The organism is Pseudomonas fluorescens, from assembly GCF_000967965.1.
Taxonomy (GTDB): Bacteria; Pseudomonadota; Gammaproteobacteria; order Pseudomonadales; family Pseudomonadaceae; genus Aquipseudomonas; species Aquipseudomonas grandcourensis.
The window spans coordinates 56,351-82,313 of record NZ_LACC01000029.1; the positions used below are offsets into that span (position 1 = coordinate 56,351).

The 25,963-nt window shown below is 60.5% G+C and carries 25 protein-coding genes; 8 read left to right on the forward strand and 17 right to left on the reverse strand.

What is annotated here, in order from left to right; translation table 11 throughout:
- Positions 1-39 precede the first annotated feature (39 nt).
- The gene (locus VC35_RS22665; protein WP_008018424.1) at positions 40-327 is read right to left on the reverse strand and encodes a YheV family putative zinc ribbon protein; all 288 of its coding nucleotides are present in this window, start codon (positions 325-327) and stop codon (positions 40-42) included.
- Positions 324-2,375, reverse strand: coding sequence for an oligopeptidase A (gene prlC / locus VC35_RS22670; RefSeq protein WP_046042699.1), 2,052 nt, complete (start codon positions 2,373-2,375; stop codon positions 324-326). The genes VC35_RS22665 and prlC overlap by 4 nt, the downstream gene beginning before the upstream one ends.
- A gap of 88 nt (positions 2,376-2,463) precedes the next feature.
- On the opposite strand from prlC, the gene VC35_RS22675 reads away from it, so the two are divergent.
- Together VC35_RS22675 and VC35_RS22680 are read left to right on the forward strand one after the other, a co-directional pair.
- Positions 2,464-3,009 carry a gamma carbonic anhydrase family protein gene (locus VC35_RS22675; RefSeq protein WP_046042700.1) on the forward strand — a complete coding sequence of 182 codons (546 nt, stop codon included), beginning with the start codon at positions 2,464-2,466 and terminating at the stop codon, positions 3,007-3,009.
- A gap of 26 nt (positions 3,010-3,035) precedes the next feature.
- Complete coding sequence (locus VC35_RS22680) at positions 3,036-3,686, forward strand: HAD family hydrolase (RefSeq protein WP_046042701.1); 651 nt, start codon at positions 3,036-3,038, stop codon at positions 3,684-3,686.
- 37 nt (positions 3,687-3,723) lie between these two features.
- Here VC35_RS22680 and VC35_RS22685 read toward each other — a convergent pair whose 3' ends face one another.
- The 9 genes from VC35_RS22685 to VC35_RS22725 all read right to left on the reverse strand — a co-directional run bounded on the left by VC35_RS22685 (position 3,724) and on the right by VC35_RS22725 (position 14,078).
- Positions 3,724-4,347 (reverse strand): ABC-type transport auxiliary lipoprotein family protein, encoded by a 624-nt coding sequence (locus VC35_RS22685; protein ID WP_046042702.1) that lies wholly within the window; start codon positions 4,345-4,347, stop codon positions 3,724-3,726.
- Positions 4,344-5,282 (reverse strand): MlaD family protein, encoded by a 939-nt coding sequence (locus tag VC35_RS22690; RefSeq protein WP_046042703.1) that lies wholly within the window; start codon positions 5,280-5,282, stop codon positions 4,344-4,346. Before VC35_RS22690 ends, VC35_RS22685 begins: the two co-directional genes overlap by 4 nt.
- A 1-nt stretch (position 5,283) precedes the next feature.
- Positions 5,284-6,087 carry an ABC transporter ATP-binding protein gene (locus VC35_RS22695; protein WP_046042704.1) on the reverse strand — a complete coding sequence of 268 codons (804 nt, stop codon included), beginning with the start codon at positions 6,085-6,087 and terminating at the stop codon, positions 5,284-5,286.
- Positions 6,084-7,232, reverse strand: a complete 1,149-nt coding sequence (locus tag VC35_RS22700) for an ABC transporter permease (RefSeq protein WP_046042705.1) — start codon at positions 7,230-7,232, stop codon at positions 6,084-6,086. The genes VC35_RS22695 and VC35_RS22700 overlap by 4 nt, the downstream gene beginning before the upstream one ends.
- A 54-nt stretch (positions 7,233-7,286) precedes the next feature.
- Complete coding sequence (locus tag VC35_RS22705) at positions 7,287-8,315, reverse strand: DUF5924 family protein (protein WP_046042706.1); 1,029 nt, start codon at positions 8,313-8,315, stop codon at positions 7,287-7,289.
- 217 nt (positions 8,316-8,532) lie between these two features.
- Positions 8,533-9,909, reverse strand: coding sequence for a M16 family metallopeptidase (locus tag VC35_RS22710; RefSeq protein ID WP_046042707.1), 1,377 nt, complete (start codon positions 9,907-9,909; stop codon positions 8,533-8,535).
- A 56-nt stretch (positions 9,910-9,965) separates the two neighbouring features.
- Positions 9,966-11,624: a Na/Pi cotransporter family protein gene (locus VC35_RS22715; protein ID WP_046042708.1), complete on the reverse strand. Its 1,659-nt coding sequence runs from the start codon at positions 11,622-11,624 to the stop codon at positions 9,966-9,968.
- A gap of 293 nt (positions 11,625-11,917) precedes the next feature.
- A complete protein-coding gene (locus VC35_RS22720; protein ID WP_046042709.1) occupies positions 11,918-12,685 on the reverse strand; it encodes a TerC family protein in 768 nt (255 codons plus the stop codon).
- Between the two features lie 85 nt (positions 12,686-12,770).
- A complete protein-coding gene (locus VC35_RS22725; RefSeq protein ID WP_046042710.1) occupies positions 12,771-14,078 on the reverse strand; it encodes a CitMHS family transporter in 1,308 nt (435 codons plus the stop codon).
- A 321-nt stretch (positions 14,079-14,399) separates the two neighbouring features.
- Here VC35_RS22725 and VC35_RS22730 point away from each other — a divergent pair, with 321 nt between their 5' ends.
- Positions 14,400-14,801: a GFA family protein gene (locus VC35_RS22730; RefSeq protein WP_046042711.1), complete on the forward strand. Its 402-nt coding sequence runs from the start codon at positions 14,400-14,402 to the stop codon at positions 14,799-14,801.
- Here VC35_RS22730 and VC35_RS22735 read toward each other — a convergent pair whose 3' ends face one another.
- Complete coding sequence (locus tag VC35_RS22735; RefSeq protein WP_046042712.1) at positions 14,802-15,128, reverse strand: DOPA 4,5-dioxygenase family protein; 327 nt, start codon at positions 15,126-15,128, stop codon at positions 14,802-14,804.
- Between the two features lie 86 nt (positions 15,129-15,214).
- Here VC35_RS22735 and VC35_RS22740 point away from each other — a divergent pair, with 86 nt between their 5' ends.
- Positions 15,215-15,877: an NAD(P)-dependent oxidoreductase gene (locus tag VC35_RS22740; protein WP_046042713.1), complete on the forward strand. Its 663-nt coding sequence runs from the start codon at positions 15,215-15,217 to the stop codon at positions 15,875-15,877.
- Here the strand turns inward: VC35_RS22740 and VC35_RS22745 are convergent.
- Positions 15,874-16,824, reverse strand: a complete 951-nt coding sequence (locus tag VC35_RS22745; RefSeq protein ID WP_046042714.1) for a choline sulfate utilization transcriptional regulator — start codon at positions 16,822-16,824, stop codon at positions 15,874-15,876. The genes VC35_RS22740 and VC35_RS22745 overlap by 4 nt on opposite strands.
- A gap of 114 nt (positions 16,825-16,938) precedes the next feature.
- Between VC35_RS22745 and betC the strand changes: the two genes are divergently transcribed.
- The 3 genes from betC (at position 16,939) to VC35_RS22760 (ending at position 21,149) form a co-directional block, all read left to right on the forward strand.
- Positions 16,939-18,453 carry a choline-sulfatase gene (gene betC / locus VC35_RS22750; protein ID WP_046042716.1) on the forward strand — a complete coding sequence of 505 codons (1,515 nt, stop codon included), beginning with the start codon at positions 16,939-16,941 and terminating at the stop codon, positions 18,451-18,453.
- A gap of 16 nt (positions 18,454-18,469) precedes the next feature.
- Positions 18,470-19,390, forward strand: coding sequence for a choline ABC transporter substrate-binding protein (choX, locus tag VC35_RS22755; RefSeq protein ID WP_046042717.1), 921 nt, complete (start codon positions 18,470-18,472; stop codon positions 19,388-19,390).
- 190 nt (positions 19,391-19,580) lie between these two features.
- Complete coding sequence (locus tag VC35_RS22760; protein ID WP_046042718.1) at positions 19,581-21,149, forward strand: SulP family inorganic anion transporter; 1,569 nt, start codon at positions 19,581-19,583, stop codon at positions 21,147-21,149.
- Between the two features lie 5 nt (positions 21,150-21,154).
- Here the strand turns inward: VC35_RS22760 and aroE are convergent, their stop codons facing one another.
- Positions 21,155-21,976: a shikimate dehydrogenase gene (gene aroE, locus VC35_RS22765; protein ID WP_046042719.1), complete on the reverse strand. Its 822-nt coding sequence runs from the start codon at positions 21,974-21,976 to the stop codon at positions 21,155-21,157.
- A 13-nt stretch (positions 21,977-21,989) separates the two neighbouring features.
- Complete coding sequence (gene hemF / locus VC35_RS22770; protein WP_046042738.1) at positions 21,990-22,904, reverse strand: oxygen-dependent coproporphyrinogen oxidase; 915 nt, start codon at positions 22,902-22,904, stop codon at positions 21,990-21,992.
- Positions 22,905-23,067: 163 nt separating this feature from the next.
- Between hemF and VC35_RS22775 the strand changes: the two genes are divergently transcribed.
- Positions 23,068-24,045: an NADPH:quinone reductase gene (locus tag VC35_RS22775; RefSeq protein WP_008045747.1), complete on the forward strand. Its 978-nt coding sequence runs from the start codon at positions 23,068-23,070 to the stop codon at positions 24,043-24,045.
- 151 nt (positions 24,046-24,196) lie between these two features.
- Here the strand turns inward: VC35_RS22775 and tsaC are convergent, their stop codons facing one another.
- Both tsaC and dprA read right to left on the reverse strand, forming a co-directional pair.
- The gene (gene tsaC, locus VC35_RS22780; protein WP_046042720.1) at positions 24,197-24,754 is read right to left on the reverse strand and encodes an L-threonylcarbamoyladenylate synthase type 1 TsaC; all 558 of its coding nucleotides are present in this window, start codon (positions 24,752-24,754) and stop codon (positions 24,197-24,199) included.
- Between the two features lie 54 nt (positions 24,755-24,808).
- Positions 24,809-25,915, reverse strand: a complete 1,107-nt coding sequence (dprA, locus tag VC35_RS22785) for a DNA-processing protein DprA (RefSeq protein WP_046042721.1) — start codon at positions 25,913-25,915, stop codon at positions 24,809-24,811.
- Positions 25,916-25,963 lie beyond the last annotated feature (48 nt).

Below are 25,963 nucleotides of genomic sequence, written 5' to 3' on the forward strand. Positions count from 1 at the left end.
AAGCCCCCGTTGCATGGCGTAACGGGGGCTTTTTTTCACTCAGTGCTGTTCGTCCGGCTTTTTCTTCAGTTTTGGGTTCGGGAAGAACTGAACCGCCTGAACCTTGGTGTCGGCTGGTTTGAGTGCGCTGGTATTAACCCGCGTACCCAACTCCTTGGGCACCGACAGCCCTTGCTCATTGAGTGTGTCGGAGTAACCGCAGGCCACGCACTCTCGGTGCGGGACCTGATCTTCGTTCCACATCATCAATTTGTCCGGCTCGCTGCATGCCGGGCAGACCGCCCCGGCGATAAAGCGTTTTTTCGTAATCACAGGTCCCTCACTCATGCTGCCGCGTCCTCACTCAGGCCGCTGTGGCGCAAGAGTGCGTCAATTGATGGCTCACGACCACGGAAGTCGACGAACAGCACCATTGGCTCCTGGGAGCCGCCACGAGCCAGGATTGCTTCGCGGAACGCACGACCGGTGTCGGCGTTGAGCACGCCTTCTTCTTCGAACTTCGAAAACGCATCGGCGGACAGCACTTCAGCCCATTTGTAGCTGTAGTAACCCGCGGCGTAACCGCCAGCGAAGATGTGCGCAAAGCTGTTGGGGAAACGGTTGTAGGCCGGTGGACGCATCACCGAAACCTCGTCGCGCACGCCTTCGAGCACTTGCAGCACGCTGCGGCCGTCGCCGTGGGTGGCGTGCAGTTCGAAGTCGAACAGCGAGAACTCCAGTTGGCGGACCATCATCAGGCCGGACTGGAAATTTTTCGCCGCGAGCATTTTTCCGAGCAAGTCCTGAGGCAGCGGTTCACCGGATTCATAGTGACCGGAAATCAGCGCCAGACCTTCCGGCTCCCAGCACCAGTTTTCCATGAACTGACTTGGCAGTTCGACGGCATCCCAGGCCACGCCGTTGATGCCGGACACGCCAGCATGCTCGACGCGGGTCAGCAGGTGATGCAGGCCGTGACCGAACTCGTGGAACAGGGTGGTGACTTCGTCGTGGGTCAGCAGCGCAGGCTTGCCGCTGTCGGCCGGGGTGAAGTTGCACACCAGGTTCGCCACCGGGCTTTGCAATACACCGCCGGCGGTGCGACGACGGTCGCGGGCGCCATCCATCCAGGCACCGCCGCGCTTGTTGGCGCGGGCGTAAAGGTCAAAGAAGAAGCGGCCGACATGCTGGCCGTTTTCCTTGATTTCAAACAGGCGGACATCCGGGTGCCAGGTGTCGAAGCCTTTGAGTTCGGCAATCTCGATGCCGTACAGACGCTGGACGATGGCGAACAGGCCGCCGAGCACCTTGTCGATCGGGAAGTAGGCGCGCAGGGCTTCCTGGGCCACGCTGTAACGCTGTTCACGGAGTTTTTCGCCGTAGAAACCGCTGTCCCAGCTTTGCAGGTCCTGGCAGCCTTGTTCAGCGGCATAAGCCTTGAGCTGTTCCAGATCCTGAGTAGCGAACGGCTTGCTGCGCTTGGCCAGATCGCGCAGGAAGCTCAGCACCTGATCGCTGGACTCGGCCATTTTGGTCGCCAGGCTCAGTTCGGAGAAACTGCTGAAACCCAAGAGTTTTGCCAGTTCCTGACGCAGGCCGAGGATTTCTTCCATGATCGGGCCATTGTCGTTCTGGCCGGCATTCGGCCCCTGGTCCGACGCACGGGTGCAGTAGGCCGCGTAGACTTCTTCACGCAGTACGCGGTCCTGGGCGTAGGTCATCACCGCGTAATAGCTCGGGAATTCCAGGGTGATCAGCCAGCCGTCCAGATCCTTGGCCTGAGCCGCAGCGGCCATTTGCGCCTTGGCCGAGTCGGTCAAACCGGTGAGGGCGGCTTCATCGGTGATGTGCTTGGTCCACGCCTGAGTGGCATCGAGCAACTGGTTGGAGAAACGGCTGCCCAATTCGGACAGCTTGCTCTGCACTTCGGCGTAACGTTTCTGTTCGGCTTCCGGCAGGTCGATACCCGACAGACGGAAGTCACGCAGGGAGTGTTCCAGGATAGTTTTCTGCGCCACGTCGAAACCGGCGGCCTCCGGACTGTTGGCCAGGGCTTCGAAAGCCTGGAACAGTTCGCGGTTCTGACCCATTTCGGTGGAATAGGCGCTCAAGGCCGGCAGGCATGACTCGTAGGCTTCACGCAGCTCGGCGCTGTTGCACACGGCATTGAGGTGGCTGACCGGGCTCCAGGCGGCGCCCAGGCGGTCGTTGAGTTCGTCCATCGCCAGCACCAGGCCAGCCCACGTTGGCTGTTTGACCTGGGTCTTGAGGATCTCGACGATGGCGGCACGGTTGTCAGCCAGGATCTGTTCAATGGCAGGTTGCACGTGCTCGGCGCGGATGGCGGAGAACGGCGGCAGGTCATAGGACTGCAAAAGAGGGTTGTTCACGCTCACGGTTGATACCTTGGCTGGAGAAACATGCAGCCATCTTAATTACAATCGACGTTCACCGCAGCTATCAGCAACAGAGAGAAACCCTATCGTGAACCTTCGCAAGTATCAGAACCACACGCCGCTGCTGGGTAAAGGCGCTTTTGTCGACGGCTCGGCGGTGGTGATCGGCGACGTTGAAATTGGCGAAGACAGCTCGGTCTGGCCGCTGACCGTGATCCGTGGCGACATGCACCGCATCCGCATCGGCGCGCGCACCAGCGTGCAGGATGGCTGCGTGTTGCACATCACCCACGCCGGGCCGTTCAACCCGGATGGCTTTCCGCTGCTGATCGGCGATGACGTGACCATCGCCCACAAGGTCATGCTGCATGGTTGTTCGGTAGGCAGTCGGGTATTGATCGGCATGGGCAGCATCGTCATGGACGGCGCGGTCGTCGACAATGATGTGATCATCGGCGCCGGCAGCCTGGTGCCGCCGGGCAAGCATCTGCAAAGCGGCTTCCTGTATGTTGGCAGCCCGGTAAAGCAGATCCGCCCGCTGACTGACAAGGAACGGGCCTTTTTCACCTACAGCGCGGCGAACTACGTGAAGCTCAAGGACCTGCATCTGGCCGAAGGCTACGACCAGCTTTGACCCGGCCCCCTTATTCAGGATTCGACATGCATTACCAAACCGTTTTGTTTGACCTCGATGGCACCCTCACCGATCCGCGCGAGGGCATCACCCGTTCGATCCAGTTCGCCCTGAGCAAACTGGGTATCGATGAGCCGGACCTGGCCAAGCTCGAACACTTCATCGGCCCACCGCTGTTGCAGGCGTTCATGCAGTTCTACGACTTCGATGAAGTCCGGGCCTGGGAGGCAGTGAATTTCTACCGCGAGCGCTTCAAGGTCACCGGTCTCTACGAAAACCGCGTGTTCGATGGTGTCACGCCGCTGCTGGAAACCCTGGTCGGACAAGGCAGGCAACTGTACATCGCCACTTCGAAACCGTGGGTGTTCGCTCGGGAAATCGCCCGGCATTTCGACTTTGCCAAACACTTCAAGGTGATTTACGGCAGCGAACTGGACGGCACCCGGACCAACAAGATCGAACTGATCGCTCACCTGATGGCCGAAGAAAACCTGGACCCTGCCAACACCTTGATGATCGGCGACCGCAAGCACGACCTGATCGGTGCGCGCAGCAATGGCTTGGACGCGGCGGCGGTGGGTTACGGGTTCGGCAGTCATGAAGAGTTGAGCGCCGAAGCGCCGGCGTATCACTTTGAAACGCTGGCTGAACTGCATCAGGCGTTTTTGCAGCGCTGATGCGGCCTCCACAAATCAACTGTGGGAGCTGGCTTGCTCAAGGTCTTGGCGGTGGGGCGAGTTTCTGCCCTTGCTCAACCGCCCAGCTCACCACCTGCGCGGTCAACTGATCGCTCGCCTGACCGAACCCGACCACCACCGCCGGAACCTGCACATCGCTGAGTGGCTGGCGCACTTCAAAGCGGCGGCTGGCGAGGATGCGCTGGTCGTAGCTGCGCACCAGCAATGCATCCAGACGCACGACCGCGCTGGCATTCGTACCTTGGTATTCAGTCTGGAACGCTTGCAGGCTGCCGCCCAATTCAAGATCGGTCTGGAAAATGCTGTCATCGGTGCTCAACAACGGCACCCGTCCGTCATGCTGGAAACCTTCCAGCAGGCGATTGCGCACCAGCACCGGCGTCGGGTCGCTCCAGCGTGACCCCTTGTAGTGGCTGATCACATCGCCCTGGGGAATCACTGCAATGCTCGGACTGTTCAACGCTTCGCTGGACTGGAGTTTGCTCAGTCGCAACGACCAGCGTTGCGGAGTTCCATGGCTGGCCGATGCGCTCTGGGCCGAAGGCAATCGATAGACCTCGAAGGGCTCTGGCTTGGGCAGGATCGAGCACGAGCTAATCAGCGTGAAGCCAGCGAGGAGGGCAATCCGAATCAGCTTCATGGCGTGAATTCCTTGGTCTTTTCACTGCCCAGCAGGTAACCGCTGGGGTTGGCCTCCAGACGTTTGGTAATGACGCGCAACGAGGACAGGGTTTCGCGCATCTCGCGCACGGCCGGGCCCAGGCCATTGAGGCCTTGCATGCCGCTGTTGAGCGAATCCTGATTGGCTGTGATCAGTTTGTTGAGGGTGGCACTGCTCTCCTGAAACGACTTCATCGCCTGCTCGGCGCTGCCCAGCGCCTCCTTGCCATGATCATTGAGCAGCCCGTTGGCATTGCGCATCAGCGCCGTGGTCTGCTCCAGCATGGTGTTGGCCTGCTTGCCGACCGATGCCAGTTGCTGCATGGCCTGACGGATATCGCCGCGCTGCTCGGCAATGGTCCCGGTGGTTTGCTCCAGGTGCTCCAGGGTATTGCTGATGCGCTCGATGTTTTCCGTGGAAAACATCAGGTTGACGTTATGCATCAGCGTGTTCACGCCGGACATCAAATCGTTACTGTCATTGAGCAGGCGGGCGATGGGCGAGGGCAAGGCGACAATGGTCGGCAGGTTGCCGTCCTTGCCCTTGAGCGTCGGGCTCTGAGGCGTGCCGCCACTGAGCTGGATGATCGAGGTCCCGGTGACCCCGGTCAGGGCCAGCTTGGCATTGGTGTCTTCCTTGACCGGGGTATCGCCGGCCAGACGAATTCGCGCCAGCACCCGACGCGGGTCTTTCGGGTCCAGACGCAGCGAGATCACGTCGCCAACCTTGATCCCGCTGTACTGCACCGAACTGCCCTTGGACAAACCGCTGACCGCCTCGTTGAACACGACTTCGTAGTCCTTGAACTCGGTGTCGACACTGGACTTGGCAAGCCACAGGCCGAACAGCAGCGCGGCCGTCACCACAATCACGGTGAACAGGCCGATCAATACATGATGGGCTCGGGTTTCCATGTCAGACCTCTTTGAGCTGTTGGGCGGCCGTCAATGCCGCGCGGCCGCGAGGGCCATGGAAGTATTCGTGAATCCACGCGTCGTTGGTTTCCGACACCTTGTCGATGGCGTCTGCCACCAGCACTTTTTTCTGCGCCAGCACCGCCACCCGGTCGGTAATGGTGTAGAGCGTGTCGAGGTCGTGGGTCACCAGGAAAACGCTCAGGCCCAAGGCATCGCGCAGGGTCAGGATCAATTGGTCGAACGCGGCGGCGCCAATCGGATCGAGACCGGCGGTGGGCTCGTCGAGAAACAGGATATCCGGGTCCAGAGCCAATGCCCGGGCCAGCGCAGCACGCTTGATCATGCCGCCGGACAGCGATGAGGGGTACTTCTCCGCCGCCGACAGCGGCAACCCGGCCAGGGCCATTTTCACCGCTGCCAGGTGCTCGGCATCGTTGCGGCTCAAGCCGGCGTGTTCGATCAGCGGCAGGGCGACGTTCTCGGTCACCGTCAGCGAAGAGAACAGCGCGCCTTTCTGGAACAGCACGCCAAAACGTCGTTCCACCAGCGAGCGCTCGTGTTCGGACAAAGTAGGAAGGTTCTTGCCGAAGACTTTCACCACGCCTTCGCTGGGCTCGCGCAACCCGACAATGCTGCGCAGCAGCACCGATTTACCGCTGCCGGAGCCGCCGACCACGGCCAGGATTTCGCCTTTGTACAAATCCAGGTCGAGGTTCTCGTGCACGCTCTGGCGACCAAAGCGATTGCACAAACCACGTACTTCAATCACCGCCTCGGAGGGCGCTCGGGGGATACGACTCACCAGCCCATCTCCATGAAAAACATCGCGGCTATCGCATCCATCACGATCACCACGAAAATCGACTGCACCACGCTCGACGTGGTATGTGCGCCCACCGACTCAGCGCTGCCACTGACCTTGAAGCCTTCGAGGCAACCAATCGCCGCGATCAGGAAGGCGAAGACCGGTGCTTTGACGATCCCCACCAGAAAGTGCTGAACGCCGATGTCCGATTGCAGCAGTGATATGAACATTGCCGGCGAGATATCCAGCGCCACTGCGCAAACCACGGCACCGCCGATAATCCCCGACAGCATCGCCAGGAAGGTCAGCATCGGCAGGGCGATCAGCAACGCCAGGACCCGCGGCACCACCAGCAACTCCACGGGATCGAGGCCCAAGGTGCGGATGGCGTCGATTTCCTCGTTGGCCTTCATCGAACCGATTTGCGCCGTGAACGCACTGGCGGTGCGCCCGGCCATCAGGATCGCGGTCAGCAACACACCGAACTCGCGCAGAAAGGCAAATCCCACCAGGTCCACGGTGAAGACAGTGGCGCCGAAAGTGGCCAGCACCGTCGACCCGAGAAACGCCACCACGGCGCCCACCAGAAAGGTCAGCAGGGCAACAATTGGGGCGGCATCGAGGCCGGTCTGTTCGATATGGGCGATCATCGGCGTGACGCGCCAGCGTTTGGGCCGGAACAGGCCGCGGGCGATGGTTTCGATGATCAGGCCAACGAAACCCAGCAGTTGCAGGGTGTCCTGCCAGACGATGTCCACCGCGCGACCAATACGGGTCAGCAACTGAATGGTAACGCTGACTTCCGGCTCCTTGATCGGTACGCAGAAATCGGTCAACGAGCAGTAGACGGTTTGCAGCAACGCGCGATCAGCAGCGGAGAGTGTGCAATCAGGATGTTCGGCGGAGCGGCCGAGGCGCTCGGAGCCGAGCAGCTCTACCAACAGCGAGGCGCCCGCGGTGTCGAGGGCGCCCAGTCCATTGAGGTCAACGGGGGTGTTGGCGTCGTACTGGCCGTGGAGTTTTTCGCTCAACAGCTTGAGGTCAGCGTAATGGGCAAGCGTCCAGTCGCCCGTCACTCGCAACCGCGCAGGGGTAATCGACGTGTCTAATCGGGCGTTGCCGGCCATTGTGCTGCTGATCATAGGCTCCGTGCTTGTTCAGTGATTACGCAGCTCTACGTAATAGCACGAACCGCACTACTTTTCTTTGATCGCTGTGCTGTCCGTGACTTTGAAGCGCAGCACGCCGATGACCTGGCCATCTTCGGTCAGCACCCGAACCTGCCATTTGCCGACCGGGTTGCCCGGGAAATTCTCCTTGTGGGTCCAGGCCCGGTAACCTTCCTTGCGCCCGCCGCGAATATCCAGAGGGATGCGGTCGACCTCTTTACCGTTGAACTGCCAGACGTGATAAATCCGCTCGTCCAGGCCACGCGGGGCGTTGATCGCGGTGTACGCGTAGAGCCCGCCATTGCGGATCTGCTCAGCACTGACTTCGTCGAGGCTGGCGCCAGGCGTGCGGTCCTGCATTTGCGTGCTGATGGCCACGTCGGTCATCCACAGCGTCGCCGGCGGCACCCACGAGCGCAGCTCCCAACCGACGACGCCAATGCCCAGGGTGATACTCAAAATCGCCAACGCACTGCGTACGGTACGAATCGGGAAGATCGACGCCAGGCTCGGGAACGACAACAGCACCGAGATACCCAGTGCCCATTTGAAACTTTGCGCGGTGGTCAGGTGCATGATCACCGGCAACGCGGTGAGCAGCGCGGCGAACAGGGTCAGGGTATGCAGGGCCAGAAACGCCCAGCGCCGGGGAGCCAACCATTTGTAGTAGAGCGGGTCGATGATCGAAATCAGCGCCGCGACGCCCAGCAGCCCGGTGAAAACCAACTGGCCGCTGTTCCACGTCGTGGTGATGAAAAAGAACGGCAGGACAAAGAACAGGCTTTCCTGATGGATCATCTGCGTTGCGTAACGCAGCAAGGGTTCCGGGATTTCTCGCTTGAAGATGCGCGTGAACAGCTTGGTCAGGCTGTTTTCCAGCATCAGCCAGATCCAGCTGATCAGCATGATGGTGGTGATCCAGCTCGCCAGGCCTTGCTGGCGATCGACCAGAATGAAACTGCCCACCCCGGAGATGAAACCACAGAGCGCAATGACCCCAGGGTAGCGCTTCATCAATTCGAGGATGCGCTGTACGAAAAGGGTCAGGTTTTGCATTCGGCGGTTTCACAGTCGTCGTAGGAAAAAACCTCGACAGGGTACCGCTGGCGCGGCCTTGTGGCGAGGGGGCTTGCCCCCGTTCGGCTGCGAAGCAGTCGTGAAGCTGATTACTGCAATGCATCTTTAAGATCGGAGTTGCTGATTTTGGGGCCGCTTCGCGACCCAACGGGGGCAAGCCCCCTCGCCACAGTTAGTCGCTCGCCAGTTGGAATGGTTACTTCCTGCGATGCAAACGCCAGCTCAGCAGGATCAAAACAATCAACCCCAATCCCCCGACCACCAGCCACATCAACTGGTCATAACTGAATAACGGCTTCTCGATCCGCAAATACCCCGGTTGCAGGAGCAATTCACGCACGGCCTTGTTCGCCTCTTCCAGGGTCACCCCTTGCAACTCCCGGGTCGGGTTGGAGAAGCGACCGTCCTCGTAGTCGCCAATGGCGCTCCAGTAGTAGTCGGCCAACGCACTATTGCCTTGTACGGCCCAGGCCTGGCGGGCAATTGCAGCCTGCTTGAGGCGGTTGAAGGTGTCGGCATTGAGGCCGTCCTTGAGCAGCCCGGCCTTCAGATCCTCGAGTACTTGTTCGGCATCGGCCACGTCGTCGCGTTCAAGGTCGGCATTGAGGCTCATGAAACCCACGCCGCCGAACACCTCGCGTTCCGCCCACGGACCGTAGGACAAACCGTGAACCAGGCGTAACTGGCGATAGAGCGCCCAATCCAGATAGTCCTTGAGCAAATCGAAGGTTTCATCGTGCCCATCCTCCAGTACCGGCTCCGGCACCAGCCAGTGCAACTTGGCGCCGTTGCCGACCAGTCCGTGGGTCAAGGTGCGCTCATGGGCGGCGCTGGCCTGGATTTGCGGCAGCGGCGGATGCTCGCCAGGCGTAATCGCTTCCAGCACGCCATACGCCCGCTCCAGATAGGCCGGCAGCAACTTGTCGAGGTCACCTACCACGATCAGGGTCATGTTGTTCGGCGCATACCAATCCTTGCGCACCTGCTCCAGTTGTTCACGGGTCAGGCCACCGACTTGCGCGCGCTCCGGGCATTTGAGGCCCAGCTCCACGGCCAGCTGGTTGCTGGCCGTGTGGCCGAGGTCCTGACGATCGAGCCAGCGTTGCAGGTGCGAGTAGTGGCCGCCGTCTTCACGCTCGACCACTTGCTTGGCCGCGTTGATGGCGTTGTCGTCGAATCGGGTCTGGGTCAGCAGCGCCAGCAACAGGTCGAGCACCTTGCGCTGGTTTTTCGCCGGAGCTTCGATGACGAAGGTCGTATCGGCATTGCTGGTGAACGCGTTCCACTCACCACCCAGGGCCTGCATGCGTTCCTCCAGGCCACCTTCGCCACTGGCGTCGATACCGCTGAACAACAGGTGTTCCAGCAGATGCGGCAGCTCCTTTTCTTCGCACTTGAAATCGTCCAGGCCAACGCCGACCACCAGCCGGATCGCCACATGCCCGCGGTCGGTGCCGGGTTTGAGCAGCAATTGCAAACCGTTGCGCAGGGTGTAGCCCTCGACCTGGAAGCGATCCAGGGCGAATGACGGGAATGAACCAAGCAACAGACAGGCGAACAACAGACAACGCATAACAAGCTTCCGTACGACTAGCGCAAGTTCAACAGACTTCAGGCAACTGTGGACGTTCAGGGTGAATGAGTGATGTCGCTCAAATCGTCGACCACCAGCGCACCGGTGTCCGATGTTTCCAGCACCACGTAGGCACTGCTGCAAAACAGCGAATTCAGACGCTTCATGTCGGCGATCAGCTCCAGGTGCAACGAACTGGTTTCGATACTTTGCACGATTTTACGTTGCAAGCGGCTGACATGAGCGTGGGCCAGGCGCCGTTCCTGTGCGCGGAAACGACGTTTTTCACGCACCAGCTGGCGGGCACTTTCCGGGTCGCCACTGAGAAACACCGACATCCCGAGCCGCAGGTTGGAGATCAACTGAGTTTGCAGCCCGGTCAATTCGTCCAGCCCGACTTCGGAAAACGACCGGCGCTGCGAGGTTTTCTGCTGCTGGACCTTGCGCAGCATGCGTTCGATCAAGTCGCTGGCCAGTTTCAGGTTGATCGCCAGTTCGATGATTTCCGCCCAGCGCCGGCTGTCCTGATCGCTGAGATCTTCCCGGGGCATTTGCGCCAGGTACAACTTGATCGCGCTGTAGAGCGCTTCGACATCGTCGGTCAGACGCCTCATTTCCTGGGTGACGGCGGTCTGTTTGCCGCGCAAAACGTCGAGCATGGCTTCGAGCATGTTGTCGATCAGGTCGCCCATGCGCAGGGTTTCCCGGGCCGCGTTGGCCAGCGCCAGACCGGGGGTGACCAACGCCGTGGGGTCAAGGTGCCGGGGCTTGGCCGTACCGTTGGCCAGCGGGTGCTCCGGCAGCACCCAGGCACAAAACCTGGCCATCGGCCCAACGCTGGGCAGCAGGATCAGGCAACGCGCGGTGTTGTAGAGCAGGTGAAAGCCGATGACCATTTCTTGAGGGCTGAAATCCAGGCCATCGAGCCAGTGCACCAGCGGATCGAGCACCGGAATGATCAATAAAAGACCAATCATTTTGTACAGCAGGCTGCCCAGCGCCACTTGGCGCCCGGCGGCGTTCTGCATGCTGGTGCTGAGGAAGGCGAGTACGCCGCTGCCGATATTGGCGCCGATCACCAGCCCGATGGCCACCGGCAGGCTGATCACATTGGCGCCCGCCAGGGTCGCGGTGAGCAAAACAGCGGCCAGGCTGGAATAGGAAATCATCGCGAACAGCGCGCCGACCAAGGCGTCGAGCAGGATGTCGCCAGTGAGCGAGGCGAAAATCACCTTCACCCCTTTGGCATGGGTAATCGGGTGCGCGGCTTCGACAATCAGTTGCAACGCCAGAATGATCAACCCCAAGCCAATGGCGACACGACCCATCTGCCCGAGCCTGGTCTGCTTGCGCGACAGAAAGAAAATCACCCCGGCAAAAATCAGCAGGGGCGACAACCACGACAGATCGAACGTCAGCACCCGCGCCATCAGGGCCGTACCGACATCGGCACCGAGCATGGTGACCAACGCTGGCGTAAGCGCCATCAGGCCCTGGCCAACAAAGGAAGTGACCAGCATAGCGGTGGCGTTGCTGCTCTGGACCATCGCCGTCACGGCGATCCCGGAGAGGAAAGCCAGCCAGCGGTTGGACATGTTATGGCTGATGACATGGCGCAAGTTGGTGCCGTAGACCCGCAGGATGCCGGTTCGGACGATGTGCGTGCCCCAGATCAGCAGGGCCACGGCAGAAAGCAAATTGAGCAGGGTGAGCATAATGACCCCCTGTGGTGTAGCGCCCCAAAGGAGCAAGTTGACGGTACCGCGCGACGTTCTACGTTCTGTACTTAAGCTGTAGTTGGCTAACGGTCTGCGCGCCAGCATCGCATAGCCAAAGAAGGGATTGAAACAAAACCGTCATGAAAACAGATTCATGTAACCAGCCAAAAACAAAGTGGGAGCGAGCCTGCTCGCGAAAGCGGTGTACCAGGCAACATTGATGCTGGCTGACACTCCGTCTTCGCGAGCAAGCTCGCTCCCACAGGTTTTGCGTATTTGCCGCTACCGGGTTACTGGCCCGGAATGTCCTTGCGCAGCTTTACCGGATCCTGCTGTTTCTTCTTTTTCGCGATGGCAGTGCGCATCCTGATGTTGATCGCTTCCACCGCCAGCGAGAACGCCATGGCGAAGTAGACGTAGCCTTTTGGCACGTGCACGTCCAGGGATTCGGCAATCAGCACCGTACCGACAATCAACAGGAACGACAGCGCCAGCATCTTCAGCGATGGGTGCTTGTCGATGAACTCACTGATGGTGCCAGATGCCCACATCATCACCAGTACCGCCACGATGATCGCCGCGACCATGACCGGTACGTGGGACACCATGCCGACTGCCGTGATCACCGAGTCCAGGGAGAACACGATGTCGATGATCGCGATCTGGACGATGGTGTAGAGGAAGTTGCCGCCCTTGCCTGAAGGTTCGTCGTTGCTTTCATCTTCACCTTCCAGCGCGTGGTACATCTCTTGCGAGCTTTTCCACAGCAGGAACAGACCACCGAAAAACAGGATCAGGTCGCGTCCGGAAATACCCTGGCCGAATACCACGAACAGGTCCGCCGTCAGGCGCATGACCCAGGTGATCGACAGCAGAAGCAGGATTCGCGTGACCATGGCCAGCGCCAGACCGAATATCCGGGTGCGCGCCTGCATGTGTTTAGGCATGCGGCTGACCAGGATCGAAATCATGATGATGTTATCGATACCCAGGACGATTTCCAGGGCGGTCAGGGTGAAGAAGGCAACCCAGATTTCAGGGTTGGTCAGCCATTCCATGTGTATTCCTTTGAGCGATTGTTAAACCACAACGGGCCCGGGCTTCAAACAGCGAAGCCTGGACCCGAAGTGGTGAGTCTTGGGCTTATAGAGTGCTGAACACCGGGAAAGTCCCCAACAGCAGTGCAGCAATCAGTATGCAGATACAAACCAGCACTGCCCACTTCAGGGTGAAGCGCTGGTGGTCACCGAAATCGATGCCGGCCAGGGCCACCAACAGGTAGGTCGATGGAACCAGCGGGCTCAACAGGTGGACGGGCTGACCGACGATCGAGGCACGTGCCATTTCCACCGCGGTTATACCGTAATGGCTGGCAGCTTCGGCAAGAACCGGTAACACGCCGTAATAAAATGCATCGTTCGACATGAAGAAAGTGAACGGCATGCTTACCAGTGCCGTGATCACCGCCAGGTACGGGCCGAGGAAGTCCGGAATCACCGCCAGCAGGCTTTTCGACATGGCGTCGACCATCCCGGTGCCGGTCAGGATACCGGTGAAGATACCGGCCGCAAAGATCAACCCGACTACCGCCAGCACGCTACCGGCGTGGGCCGCGACGCGATCCTTCTGCTGTTGCAGGCAAGGATAGTTGACGATCATGGCAATACTGAACGCCACCATGAACAGCACCGGCAATGGCAGCAGGCCGGCGATCAGGGCGCCCATCAGAGCCAGGGTCAGGGCGCCGTTGAACCAGATCAGGTTCGGACGACGGGCATCCGGGAACTGCGAAACGCTGATTTCGCTGTGGTCGATTTCATCGCCCACCAGGTGCAGTTCACCCAGGCGAGCACGTTCACGCTTGCCGTAGAAGTAGGCGATGACCAGGATCGCCACCACACCGGCCAGCATCGCAGGAATCATCGGTACGAAGATGTCGGACGGGTCCACATGCAACGCACTGGCAGCGCGAGCGGTCGGGCCGCCCCATGGGGTCATGTTCATCACGCCACCGGCGAGGATGATCAGACCGGCCATGATCCGCGGGCTCATGCCGATACGGCTGTAGAGCGGCAGCATCGCGGCCACGCAGATCATGTAAGTGGTCGCGCCGTCACCATCGAAGGAGACAACGAGCGCCAGAACGGCGGTGCCGACCGAAACTTTCAACGGGTCGCCCTTGACCAGTTTGAGGATCTTGCGCACGGCCGGGTCGAACAGGCCGGAGTCGATCATCAGGGCGAAGTACAAGATAGCGAACATCAGCATCACGCCGGTCGGCGCAAGCTTGGTGATGCCTTCGAGCATCATCGGGCCGATCTTCGGCGAAAAACCGCCGAACAGGGCAAAGATGATTGGAATTATGATCAGGGCGATCAGCGCGGACAGGCGCTTGGTCATGATCAGGAACATGAACGTGATGACCATGGCGAAGCCAAGGAAAGTCAGCATGGGAATACTCCAGGCGTAGCGCGGCTAGGGAATGGGCGGATCGGGCGGGATCAGCGCAGAACGGGAAGCACGAGACGTACGGGCGGAGTTGCAGCGAAGCGGCGGATAGAAGAGGACATCAGAATCACCATTGTTGTTGTTAAATGGGCTGTGCGAGCGATAAAACGCTGGCATTGGCCAACCGGTCTTTTGCCGGTAGTGGCGGCGATCCTAATCGGGGAAGCTTTCAGCCAGCTTTCGCCGATGAAAGCGTTGACCGGAAGTACAACCGGTCGTCGGATTGGGTTTCAAGTCCCTGAACACAGGGCGGGAGGTCGAAGCATGGTCAAACTTCACACCGGCGGCTGCCACTGCGGGCAACTGCGCTATCAATTCAGCGGGCCGCTGCACGATATCGCCCACTGCCATTGTTCGATTTGCCGACGGGTCAGCGGCGGCATCGTGACCACCTGGATCACCGTGCCGGCATCGGCCTTTCAATGGCTGGCCGGGACGCCGTCGCGGTACGATTCTTCATCCACCTGCGCACGATATTTCTGCGGCCACTGTGGGGCGCAACTGGCGCTGGTGACGCACCTGAGCCCGGAAAGCATCGACTTGACCATCGCCACCCTCGACCATCCCGAGCAAGCACCGGCCGAGCGGCACATCTGGACTGACAGCCGTTTGCCATGGCTGCATCTGGACGAACACTTACCCGGTGAGGCTCAAGAAACACTCTGATCAAAAAATAGACAGGTCCAACGGCCGAATAGCGCCCATCCAGATCGCATGCTCGGTGTGGTCAAGCAAATCGTCGCCGGTGTCCGGGTGCAGAAACACCACCAGCCCCTTGCGGTTCAGCGCCAGCCACGGCAGCACGTCGCCCAACACCTGCGGCTCGAACGCCAACTGGCAGCTCCAGTCCGGGTGCGGACCGACCGGCCGCTCGTGCACGCGACCCATTTTCAGTGGAAACAAACGCGCTGCCTGCTCACACAAGGCCCGCGCCTGCCCGATCGTGCTGGCATCGAAATAAACGTGGGCGTGGTAACCCGTGATCTGCTGCATCTGAACCCCTCTGAAAACTGTTCGAACCCTCGCCGGTTCCTGCGGGTCAAACATCATATAGGCGCTGGAAAACAGGAAGCCCAGCCATGAAAAATGCCGAAACCCCCGTCGTGAAAGTGGTGCTTTATGGTGCCATGAGTAGCCTGGGCAGTGCGCTGATGGCTGAAATGCTGCGACGCCAGCATGAAGTGATCGCAATTCTCGATGACCTCAATGCGCTGGCACCCCGCCCGGGGCTGCGCACCAAGACTGGCGACCTGTTCGATGCGCAACGGGTCAAGCAGAGTGTGGCCGGCAGTTCCGTGGTCATCTGCTTACTGGACGCTCCAGGCTTACCCTTCAACAGCGAACACGTAGAAAAAAACATCGTGCCGGGCCCGGTCGAGCAGGTACTGGCAGTGGATGCGCTAATCGATGGCATGCAGGCAGCAAACATCGCCCGATTGTTTCTGGTGGGTGATTTCGACGTGCTGGACGAACCGGAATCCGAGGACAGCTTGCAACGTCACGCCGCCGAGGAAATCCGCGAGGCACTGCAGAGCAGTCCATTGAAGTGGACGCTGGTTAACGAGCCGCGCGGGGTACCTGGGCTGACCATCGAACATTTCGCCAAACCCGGCGGCAACCTCGAGCCGGGGTTGTCCGAACCGCTCGGACGCCTGGCCCGCACCGCCGTGGGCATTGCCGATGAATTGCACTTGAACCTGCACATCCGAGAGCACGTCAACTTCATCGCCACCGACAGCTAAACCGCAATGGACGGCAGCGTCAGGCCGTTGAGCGATTGCGCACTACTGGCCTGTTCGGCCATCAACCAATCCACAAACTGCTGGATCAATGCTCTACGTCTTTTGCGCTGGGGCAACACCACGTAGTAACCCAGCCTCGACATCACCGTTTCACCGATCGGTCGACACAACAGCCCTTGCGCCAGCAAGTTATCCACAAGGTGGCGCCAGCCGATGGCCACGCCCTGGCCGCCAATCGCGGCCTGAATCAACAAAGTGTAATTGTCGAAGCGCAACTGCCCGGGCGCCGGGGGAGAAGTGATGCCCAGCTCGCGGAACACACCACTCCAGTCGAACCAATTACTGCTGTGCTCCCCACGCAGGTGCAGCAACGGAAACTCCAGCAATGCCTGGGCCGGCAAGGGCAGAGTGCGTTCGCTCAACAACTGCGGGCTGCACACCGGAAACACTTCCTCGCTGAACAGCCAGTGGCTTTCACCCTGCTTGAAGCGGCCATCGCCGAACAGCACCGCCACATCGATATCGGTACGTAGCATGTTATGGCTGCGTTCACTGGTGACCAGGCTGACATCCACCTGCGGATTGGCCGCGTGAAAGCGGTGCAAACGCGGCATCAGCCAATAGGCGGCGAAGGCAAAATCCGTGGCCACCTGCAGCACTTCATGCTGTTGCTGTGCGCTGATTGCGCTCAATCCTGCATCGATATTCTGCAAACCGAGCTGAACCTGCTCAAAAAGTATCTGCCCGGCCTCGGTCAACTCGATACCGCGATAAATACGGTCGAACAGGCGTGTCGCCAGTTGCTCTTCCAGGCGCTTTATCTGCTGGCTGATGGCCGGTTGCGTGGTGCCCAACTCAACCGCCGCGGCGGTAAAACTGCGCTGACGGGCCGCCGCTTCGAAGGCACGAAGCAGATCCAGTGACAGGTCACCAAGGGCGTCATACATAAGCTGTGCTTATCCTAGTCATTGCCGCGCGCGGGCTTTACCGCAAGATGCGAGGGTTTCATTCTCGAAGCCAGCACTCTCGCATAAACATCCACTATGGAATGCCGCGATCACATGAAGCGCAAGAACATTCTTTTCATCATGGCCGATCAAATGGCCGCGCCAATGTTGCCGTTCTACGGCCCTTCGCCCATCAAACTGCCTCATCTCAGCCGCCTCGCCGCACAAGGCGTGGTGTTCGACTCGGCTTATTGCAACAGCCCCCTGTGCGCGCCGTCGCGTTTCACCCTGGTCAGTGGCCAGTTGCCGAGCAAGATCGGCGCCTACGACAACGCAGCCGATTTCCCCGCCGACGTACCGACCTACGCCCACTACCTGCGCCGCCTCGGATACCGCACTGCCCTGTCGGGCAAGATGCATTTCTGTGGGCCAGACCAGCTGCATGGCTACGAAGAACGCCTGACCAGCGACATCTACCCGGCCGACTACGGCTGGGCTGTGAACTGGGATGAACCGGACGTGCGCCCGACCTGGTATCACAACATGTCGTCGGTGCTGCAAGCCGGCCCGTGCGTGCGCACCAATCAACTGGATTTCGACGAAGAGGTGGTGTTCAAGGCCCAGCAGTACCTGTTCGACCATATCCGCGAGGATGGCGACCAGCCGTTCTGCCTGACCGTTTCCATGACTCACCCACACGACCCGTACACAATTCCCAAGGCTTTCTGGGATTTGTACGACGATGCCGATATCCCGCTGCCTGCAACCCCGGACCCGCAGAACCTCGATCCGCACTCGCAACGTCTGCTCAAGGTCTACGACTTGTGGGACAAGCCACTGCCTGTGGATAAGATCCGCGATGCCCGCCGCGCCTATTTCGGCGCGTGCAGCTATATCGATAGCAACGTCGGCAAACTCCTGCAAACGCTCGAGGATACCGGGCTGATCGATGACACCATCATCGTGTTTTCCGGTGACCACGGCGACATGCTCGGCGAGCGCGGCCTCTGGTACAAAATGCACTGGTACGAAATGGCCGCACGAGTGCCACTGCTGATCAGCGCACCGGGGCAGTTCGGCGCCGGTCGGGTCAGCGCCAGTGTTTCCACGTCGGATCTGTTACCAACGTTTGTTGAATTGGCCGGCGGCTCGCTGGAGCCCGGCTTGCCACTGGACGGCCGCTCGCTGGTCCCTCACCTGCAAGGGCAGGGCGGTCACGACGAGGTGTTCGGTGAATACATGGCCGAAGGCACCATCAGTCCGTTGATGATGATCCGCCGCGGTGCCTACAAATTCATCTACAGCGAAGACGACCCCTGCCTGCTCTTCGACGTAAAGAATGACCCTCGTGAACTGGAAGAACTCAGCCAATCGCCGCAACATCGCCAGCTGTTCGACGGCTTTCTCACCGAAGCACGGGCCAAATGGAACATTCCGGCAATTCATCAGCAGGTGCTCGCCAGCCAGCGGCGCCGGCGTTTCGTAGCCGAGGCGCTGACCCTCGGCAAGCTGAAGAGCTGGGATCACCAGCCGCTGGTGGACGCCAGTCAGCAGTACATGCGCAACCACATCGACCTCGACGATCTGGAGCGTAAAGCACGTTATCCACAACCCTGCCAAAACCAATAATGTTAAGGGGAAGTCCATGCAAAGGTTATCCACAGTACTGACGGTCGGGCTCCTGGCTCTGGGTAGTGCATCGGCGTTTGCCGATCAGAGTTGCGAGACCGTGAAAATGGCCGATCCGGGCTGGAGCGACATTGCCGCGACCAATGCCATCACCGGGTTTCTGCTGGACGGCATGGGCTACAAGGCCAAGGTCGACACCCTCGCGGTACCGATCACCTTTGGCGGACTCAAGGATGGCCAGGTCGATGTGTTCCTGGGTAACTGGATGCCGGCGCAGCAGGGCTTCTATGACAAGTTCGTCGCCAGCGGCGATGTCACGCAATTGGCGAAGAACCTCGACGGCACCGAATTCACCCTCGCCGTTCCGGACTACGTGTGGGACGCGGGTGTGCATAACTTTGCCGACCTGAACAAATACGCCGACAAGTTCGACCACAAGATCTACGGCATCGGCTCCGGCGCGCCGGCAAACATCTCGCTGCAAGAGATCATCAAGAAAAACGATTTCGACATGGGCCAGTGGAAACTGGTCGAGTCCAGCGAGCAGGCCATGCTGGCGGAAGTGTCCCGCGCGGTGAAAAAACAGAAATTCGTGACTTTCCTTGGCTGGACCCCACACCCGATGAACGTGCAACTGAAGATGCATTACCTCAAGGGCGGAGAGAAATACTTCGGCGACACCGGCAGCGTGCATACCCTGACCCGCAAAGGTTATGCACAGGCCTGCCCGAACGTCGGCAAACTGCTGACCAACCTGAGCTTCACCCAAGACATGGAGAACAGCATCATGGCCGAGGTGGTGAACAAGAAAGTCAGCAATGCCGACGCCGCCAAGGCGTGGATCAAGGCCAACCCGGCGGTGCTGGACAAGTGGCTCGATGGAGTGAAGACCGTGGATGGGCAGGATGCGTTGCCGGCAGTCAAAGCCAAACTCTGATGATTACCTGTGGCGAGGGAGCTTGCTCCCGCTCGGCTGCGCAGCAGACGCAATCCGGTTACCTCGATGAGTCAGACACATCGTGATTGCCCTTTTGGGACCGCTACGCGGTCCAGCGGGAGCAAGCTCCCTCGCCACAATGATTGCCTGGGCCTGATACTCTTCCGTAAAACTCCACCCGAGAGGCCCCATGGCCCTGCCAAGCCGCCATTCACTCTTCCCCTTCCTCACCTGGCTACCCCGGCAAACCCGCGCCAGTGTCGGTCGTGACCTGATCGTTGGCCTCAGCGGCGCAATTCTCGCGTTGCCGCAATCCATTGCCTACGCACTGATTGCCGGCCTGCCGCCGGAATACGGCCTGTACGCCGCAATCATTCCGGTGCTAATTGCCTGCCTGTGGGGTTCGTCATGGCATCTGATCTGCGGTCCTACGGCGGCCATCTCCATTGTCTTGTACGCCAGCGTCAGTCCTCTGGCCGTTCCAGCGTCGCAGGACTACGTCATGTTGATCCTGTTGCTGACGTTTCTGGCCGGCCTCTTTCAGTGGCTGCTGGGGTTGCTGCGCTTTGGCGCACTGGTGAATTTCGTCTCTCACTCGGTGGTACTCGGCTTCACCCTGGGTGCCGCCGTGGTCATTGCCATCGGTCAATTGCCTAACCTGCTGGGGCTGGACTTGCCCAGCCAGGCCACCGCGCTGGATAATTTCATTACCTTGTTGCGCCATCTCGGCAAAATCGACAAACCTTCGCTGGCACTGGGGCTGGCGACGGTGGTGGTGGGCGTGATCCTCAAGCTGCTGCTGCCACGCTGGCCGACGCTCTTGATCACCCTGGTTCTCGGCGGCTTGCTGGTTTGGCTCTGGCCATCCATGTTCGGCCATGTGCAACTGGTCAGCGCCTTTACCGGCAAGCTACCTCCTTTCAGTCCGTTGCCGCTGGACCTCGATCTGATCCTGCGCCTGCTGCCCAGCGCGGTGGCGGTCGGAATGCTCGGTCTGGTGACCAGCCTGTCGATTGCCCGCTCGATCTCCGCACGTTCGCAGCAAATACTCGACGCGAATCAGGAAGTTCGTGCCCAAGGCCTGTCGAACATCGTCGGTGCGTTTTTTTCCGGATCGCTGTCAGCCGGTTCCTTCACTCGCTCAGGCCTGAGCTATGAAGCGGGTGCCTGTTCGCCCCTGGCCGGGATTTTTTCGGCATTGTGGGTGGCGCTGTTTGCGATCTTCGGCGCGAGCCTGATCGCGCACATCCCGATTCCGGCCATGGCGGGCAGCATTCTGTTGATCGCCTGGGGGCTGGTGGACCATCGCGGCATTCGCGCGTTGTTGCGGGTCAGCCGCGCTGAGTTCGTGGTAATGGCGCTGACCTGCGTCGCCACCTTGCTGCTGGAACTGCAAACGGCGATCTACGCCGGCGTGTTGGCCTCGCTTTTTTTCTACCTCAAGCGCACATCGCAACCACGGGTGCAGCATGTGCGAGATGGCGAGGAAGACATTCTGCGGGTCGGCGGCTCGATCTTTTTCGGCGCCAGCCATTACCTGCAAGTGCGCCTACAACGCATGAACGGCGCGCGCGTGGTGATCGAGGCGCAGCAGATCAACTTCATCGACTATTCCGGGGTGGAAATGCTGCACCAGGAAGCGCGGCGCCTGCTTCGCCAGAACCGCAGCCTGACCTTGCGCCGGGCCCGACCGCAGGTGGTGGAAGAACTGAGAAAGCTGGAAGGGGCGCAGAAGTGCCCGATCCGGTTTGAGGATTAAAGACTTTAAAGGGCCAACTGTCGGCGAAGTTCAGCCAACACCGGCGCCGTCTCCGGACGCACGCCGCGCCACAGGAAAAACGCTTCCGCCGCTTGCTCGGCCAGCATCCCCAAGCCATCCATCGCCACCGCCGCCCCATGTTCGCTGGCCCAGCGGCAGAACGAGGTCGGCTCCTTGCCGTACATCATGTCGTAGCACACCGTTTTGCCCGGTTCGATCAGGCTGGCAGCAATCGGCGGTACATCACCGGTCAGGCTCGCGGAGGTCGCGTTGATGATCAGGTCCACCGACTCCTGCAACCAGTCGTAGCCACTGGCCGAGACCGGCCCCAGATCGCAGAACAGTTCCGCCAGCAACTCGGCCTTTTCCACCGTGCGGTTGGCGATGATCACCGATGCCGGTTGCTCGGCCAGCAACGGCTCCAAAGCACCGCGCACCGCGCCGCCGGCACCGAGCAGCAGGATGCGTTTGCCCTTGAGGCTGAACCCGGCATTGACCGTCAGGTCGCGCACCAGTCCGGCGCCGTCGGTGTTGTCGCCCAGCAGACTGCCATCGGCCAGTTTGCTCAGGGTGTTCACCGCTCCGGCCCTTTGCGCCCGCGCCGTCAGGCTGTTTGCCAGCCGATAGGCTTCTTCCTTGAACGGCACCGTCACATTGGCGCCCCGTCCTTCGAGGAAAAACGTCCGGGCACAGGTGGAAAAGTCGTCCAGTGGCGCCAGTAGCGTGTTGTAGTCCAGCTTTTGCGCGGTCTGCTCGGCGAACAGGCGATGGATCAACGGCGACTTGCTGTGGCCAATCGGGTTACCGAAAACGACATAACGGTCCATCAGTATTCCTCGTTCAGGCTTCGGCCAACCAATCGCGGTCTTGCAGGAAGTACTCGGTCAGGCGCGCTTCTTCGCTGCCGGGCTCGGCCTTCCAGTCGTAGCCCCAGCGCACTTGCGGTGGCAGCGACATCAGGATCGACTCGGTACGCCCACCCGATTGCAGGCCGAACAGCGTGCCGCGGTCGTAGACCAGGTTGAACTCGACATAGCGCCCACGGCGGAACTCCTGGAATTCCCGCTGTTTTTCGGTGAACGCATCGTTCTTGCGGCGCTGCACGATCGGCAGATAGGCGTCGATGTACGCGTCACCGATGGCGCGCATGAAGGCGAAGGTGGTATCGAAGTCCCACTCGTTCAGGTCGTCGAAAAACAACCCGCCGATGCCGCGCGGCTCGTGACGATGCTTGATGTGGAAGTAGCTGTCGCACCAGGCCTTGTAACGCGGGTAGACGTCCGGGCCGAACGGCGCACAGGCCTGCTCGGCGACGCGGTGCCAGTGGATGCAGTCTTCTTCGTTGCCGTAATACGGGGTCAGGTCGAAGCCGCCACCAAACCACCAGACCGGTTCTTCACCTTCTTTTTCAGCGATGAAAAAGCGCACGTTGGCGTGGGAAGTCGGCACGTGCGGGTTGTGCGGGTGAATCACCAACGACACGCCGAGGGCTTCGAAGCCACGGCCGGCCAGTTCCGGTCGATGAGCGCTGGCAGACGGTGGAAGACCGCTGCCGAAGACATGGGAAAAATTGACGCCACCCTTTTCAATCACCGCGCCGTTTTCTATCACACGGGTGCGACCGCCACCGCCCGCCGGCCTGGTCCAGGCATCTTCGACGAATTGCGTGCCACCGTCTTCGGCTTCCAGGACGGCGCAAATACGGTCTTGCAGGTCGAGCAGGTAGGCTTTTACGGCCTCGGTGCGGGTCGTCATGTCATCACCTTGAATCGGGCAAAACAACGCGGCGCTCCATTGGAGCTCAGCCTGCGCAAATGGGCGCGTAGCATACCATCGCAAGTCACCTCGCCGCAGTTGACGAAGATCAAGCTTAGGAGTCCGATAGGGAGCTTGGTAAAACGACCTATGGAGAGTTCTGATGGCAAAGCGTATCCAGTTCCGCGCCCATGGCGGCCCCGAAGTGCTCGAATATGTGGATTACCAGCCTGCCGAGCCAGGTCCGAAGGAAGTACGCGTGACCAACAAGGCCATCGGCCTGAACTTCATCGACACCTATTACCGCAGCGGCCTGTACCCGCCACCGTCCCTGCCGTCGGGTGTCGGCTCAGAAGGTGCAGGCGTGGTCGAGGCGGTGGGCAGCGACGTGACCCGCTTCAAGATCGGCGATCGCGTCGCCTATGGCAGCGGCCCTCTGGGCGCCTACAGCGACGTTCACGTCTTGCCCGAGGCCAATCTGGTGAAACTGCCGGACGCCATCAGCTTCGAACAGGCCGCCGGCGTGATGCTCAAGGGCCTGACCGTGCAGTACCTGCTGCGTCAGACTTATGAACTCAAAGGTGGCGAAACCATCCTGTTCCATGCGGCGGCCGGTGGGGTCGGTTCCCTGGCCTGCCAATGGGCCAGGGCCTTGGGCGTGAAGCTGATCGGCACCGTCAGCTCGGCGGAGAAAGCCGCGCTGGCCAAGGCCAACGGCGCCTGGGCGACCATCGACTACAGCCATGAAAATGTCGCTCAGCGCGTGCTGGAATTGACCGACGGCAAAAAAGTCCCGGTGGTGTACGACGGTGTTGGCAAGGACACCTGGCTGACTTCACTCGACAGCGTCGCGCCGCGCGGGCTGGTGGTGAGTTTCGGCAATGCGTCCGGCGCGGTCGACGGCGTGAACCTGGGGATCCTGGCGGGGAAAGGCTCGCTGTACGTGACCCGGCCAACCCTGGGCACTTATGCGAACAACGCCGAGAACCTGCAACGCATGGCCGACGAGTTGTTCGAGATGATCATCAGCGGCAAGCTGACCGTGGACATCAGCCAGCGTTATCCACTGGCTGACGCGGCGAAGGCGCAGACCGAGTTGTCGGCGCGGCGCACGACCGGTTCGGTTGTTTTGTTGCCATAACCCTCTGTGGCGAGGGAGCTTGCTCCCGTTGGGCTGTGCAGCAGCCCTGCATTCGGCAACTGTGTAGTTTCAGTTACAACGCGCCTGCAGTTTTTGCGGGCGCTGCGCACCCGAACGGGAGCAAGCTCCCTCGCCACATGTTCATCCAGCTTTAGTCCGGGCGCACAACCCTCCCGGTGGCCAGATCGCGAATCACGCTCGGGTTCTTGCGCCCGCCCAGATTGCCACCCAGCACCAGATCCACCTGGCCACGGAAATACTGTTCGACGCGAATCCGCGTACGTGCCGCCGGGCGCCCCTGCGGGTTGGCCGACGTCGACACCAGTGGCCCGACCAGCGCGCACAAGTCCCGCACCAGTGGGTGATCGCTGACCCGCAACGCCACGGTTTCATGCACGCCGGTAATCCACTCTGGCAGCAGGTTCTGGTGCGGCACCAGCCAGGTGTTCGGACCCGGCCAGGTGCTGGCCATGCGGTCCATCCACAACTCGGGAAAGTCTTCGAAGAGGAAATCGAACTGACGGATGTTGTCGGCGACCAGAATCAGCCCCTTGTCCATAGACCGGCCCTTGATCAGCAGCAGACGTTCCACCGCTTCCTCGTCCCACGGGTCGCAACCCAGGCCCCAGACCGCTTCGGTTGGGTAGGCAATCACCGCCCCGGCGCGAATTGCTTGCGCGGCTTGTTGCACACGCCAACTGTTGACCATGAAAAACACTCCAGACTAAGGCTCTGCGCAGTTTACCGATCTTGTTTATAAAACCTAGCTCACCCGCGCAAACCAGCGCCCGCTTTCGCACACGGCGCGGCCATCCATTTCCAGTTCTGTCAACGCCACCAGCACTTTCGGCAGAGCCCAGCCGCTTGCATCGGCCAGCGCTTCACTGGTGTGAGGCGCGGCATGCAACAACTTCAACAGAGGGTGAGTCGTTGCAGGGGTGCAGGTTTCTGTAGATAACGACAGTCGTTGCCAACCGCGCAAAGCTTCGAGGATATGTTCGATGGTTTCCACCAGCACCGCACCGTCACGGATCAATTGATGGCAACCGCGGGCGCCGGGGTGATGGATCGACCCGGGCATCGCAAACACCTCGCGCCCCTGTTCCGCCGCCAGCCTCGCGGTGATCAGTGAACCGCTGGCGACACTGGCTTCGACCACCAGCACCCCGAGAGACAAACCACTGATGATCCGATTGCGCCGGGGGAAGTTGCCGGCGCTGGGGCCTGCATCCAGTGGAAACTCCGAAAGCACTGCGCTACCTGATGCGATCATGGCGTCCGCCAGGCGTCTATTTCGCTGTGGATAAAACTTTTCGAGCCCCGTACCGAGCACACCGACCGTTTGCCCGCCGACGTCGAGCGCGGCCTGGTGCGCGGCGGCGTCAATGCCCAGGGCCAGGCCGCTGGTAATGACAAAACCGGCACCGGCCAGGCTGCGGGAAAACGCGGCAGCGGTATCCATTCCCGGCCGGGAAGCGCGACGGCTGCCGACCATCGCCAGTTGTGGTTTTTCCAGAATGCCCGGATCGCCCGCGACAAATAACAGCGGCGGTGCATCGCTGATTTGTGCCAGCAGTGCCGGGTAGTCCGGTTGGTCCCACATCAGTAAATGCTGGGCCGGATGCTCCAGCCAGGCCAATGCATGACTGGCGCCATCACGGATCTCAGTGCTACGCCTGGCCTCTGAACAGGCCAGTGGCAAACCCAGCGCGCGCCAGGCACTGGGTGGCGCACTGAGGGCTTTGGATGCCGAGCCGAAGGCTTCGAGCAACTTCTTGAAACGCGCCGGACCGAGTTCCGGCAAACGGTGCAGACGTAAACGAGCTTCCAGTTCCGCAGGGGAAACCGGTGTAACGGCAGACAGCGACATGGATCATCCTTGATCGTTATGAGCACCCATACAAACGGGAATAAGCTG

What these genes read in the sequence shown, in the direction of transcription:
- VC35_RS22665 (WP_008018424.1), bottom strand. Translation starts at nt 327, where the DNA reads ATGAGTGAGGGACCTGTGATTACGAAAAAACGCTTTATCGCCGGGGCG.
- VC35_RS22680 (WP_046042701.1), top strand. Translation starts at nt 3,036, where the DNA reads ATGCATTACCAAACCGTTTTGTTTGACCTCGATGGCACCCTCACCGAT.
- VC35_RS22685 (WP_046042702.1), bottom strand. Translation starts at nt 4,347, where the DNA reads ATGAAGCTGATTCGGATTGCCCTCCTCGCTGGCTTCACGCTGATTAGC.
- VC35_RS22690 (WP_046042703.1), bottom strand. Translation starts at nt 5,282, where the DNA reads ATGGAAACCCGAGCCCATCATGTATTGATCGGCCTGTTCACCGTGATT.
- VC35_RS22700 (WP_046042705.1), bottom strand. Translation starts at nt 7,232, where the DNA reads ATGATCAGCAGCACAATGGCCGGCAACGCCCGATTAGACACGTCGATT.
- VC35_RS22705 (WP_046042706.1), bottom strand. Translation starts at nt 8,315, where the DNA reads ATGCAAAACCTGACCCTTTTCGTACAGCGCATCCTCGAATTGATGAAG.
- VC35_RS22710 (WP_046042707.1), bottom strand. Translation starts at nt 9,909, where the DNA reads ATGCGTTGTCTGTTGTTCGCCTGTCTGTTGCTTGGTTCATTCCCGTCA.
- VC35_RS22715 (WP_046042708.1), bottom strand. Translation starts at nt 11,624, where the DNA reads ATGCTCACCCTGCTCAATTTGCTTTCTGCCGTGGCCCTGCTGATCTGG.
- VC35_RS22720 (WP_046042709.1), bottom strand. Translation starts at nt 12,685, where the DNA reads ATGGAATGGCTGACCAACCCTGAAATCTGGGTTGCCTTCTTCACCCTG.
- VC35_RS22725 (WP_046042710.1), bottom strand. Translation starts at nt 14,078, where the DNA reads ATGCTGACTTTCCTTGGCTTCGCCATGGTCATCACGTTCATGTTCCTG.
- VC35_RS22730 (WP_046042711.1), top strand. Translation starts at nt 14,400, where the DNA reads ATGGTCAAACTTCACACCGGCGGCTGCCACTGCGGGCAACTGCGCTAT.
- VC35_RS22735 (WP_046042712.1), bottom strand. Translation starts at nt 15,128, where the DNA reads ATGCAGCAGATCACGGGTTACCACGCCCACGTTTATTTCGATGCCAGC.
- VC35_RS22740 (WP_046042713.1), top strand. Translation starts at nt 15,215, where the DNA reads ATGAAAAATGCCGAAACCCCCGTCGTGAAAGTGGTGCTTTATGGTGCC.
- VC35_RS22745 (WP_046042714.1), bottom strand. Translation starts at nt 16,824, where the DNA reads ATGTATGACGCCCTTGGTGACCTGTCACTGGATCTGCTTCGTGCCTTC.
- betC (WP_046042716.1), top strand. Translation starts at nt 16,939, where the DNA reads ATGAAGCGCAAGAACATTCTTTTCATCATGGCCGATCAAATGGCCGCG.
- choX (WP_046042717.1), top strand. Translation starts at nt 18,470, where the DNA reads ATGCAAAGGTTATCCACAGTACTGACGGTCGGGCTCCTGGCTCTGGGT.
- VC35_RS22760 (WP_046042718.1), top strand. Translation starts at nt 19,581, where the DNA reads ATGGCCCTGCCAAGCCGCCATTCACTCTTCCCCTTCCTCACCTGGCTA.
- aroE (WP_046042719.1), bottom strand. Translation starts at nt 21,976, where the DNA reads ATGGACCGTTATGTCGTTTTCGGTAACCCGATTGGCCACAGCAAGTCG.
- hemF (WP_046042738.1), bottom strand. Translation starts at nt 22,904, where the DNA reads ATGACGACCCGCACCGAGGCCGTAAAAGCCTACCTGCTCGACCTGCAA.
- VC35_RS22775 (WP_008045747.1), top strand. Translation starts at nt 23,068, where the DNA reads ATGGCAAAGCGTATCCAGTTCCGCGCCCATGGCGGCCCCGAAGTGCTC.
- tsaC (WP_046042720.1), bottom strand. Translation starts at nt 24,754, where the DNA reads ATGGTCAACAGTTGGCGTGTGCAACAAGCCGCGCAAGCAATTCGCGCC.
- dprA (WP_046042721.1), bottom strand. Translation starts at nt 25,915, where the DNA reads ATGTCGCTGTCTGCCGTTACACCGGTTTCCCCTGCGGAACTGGAAGCT.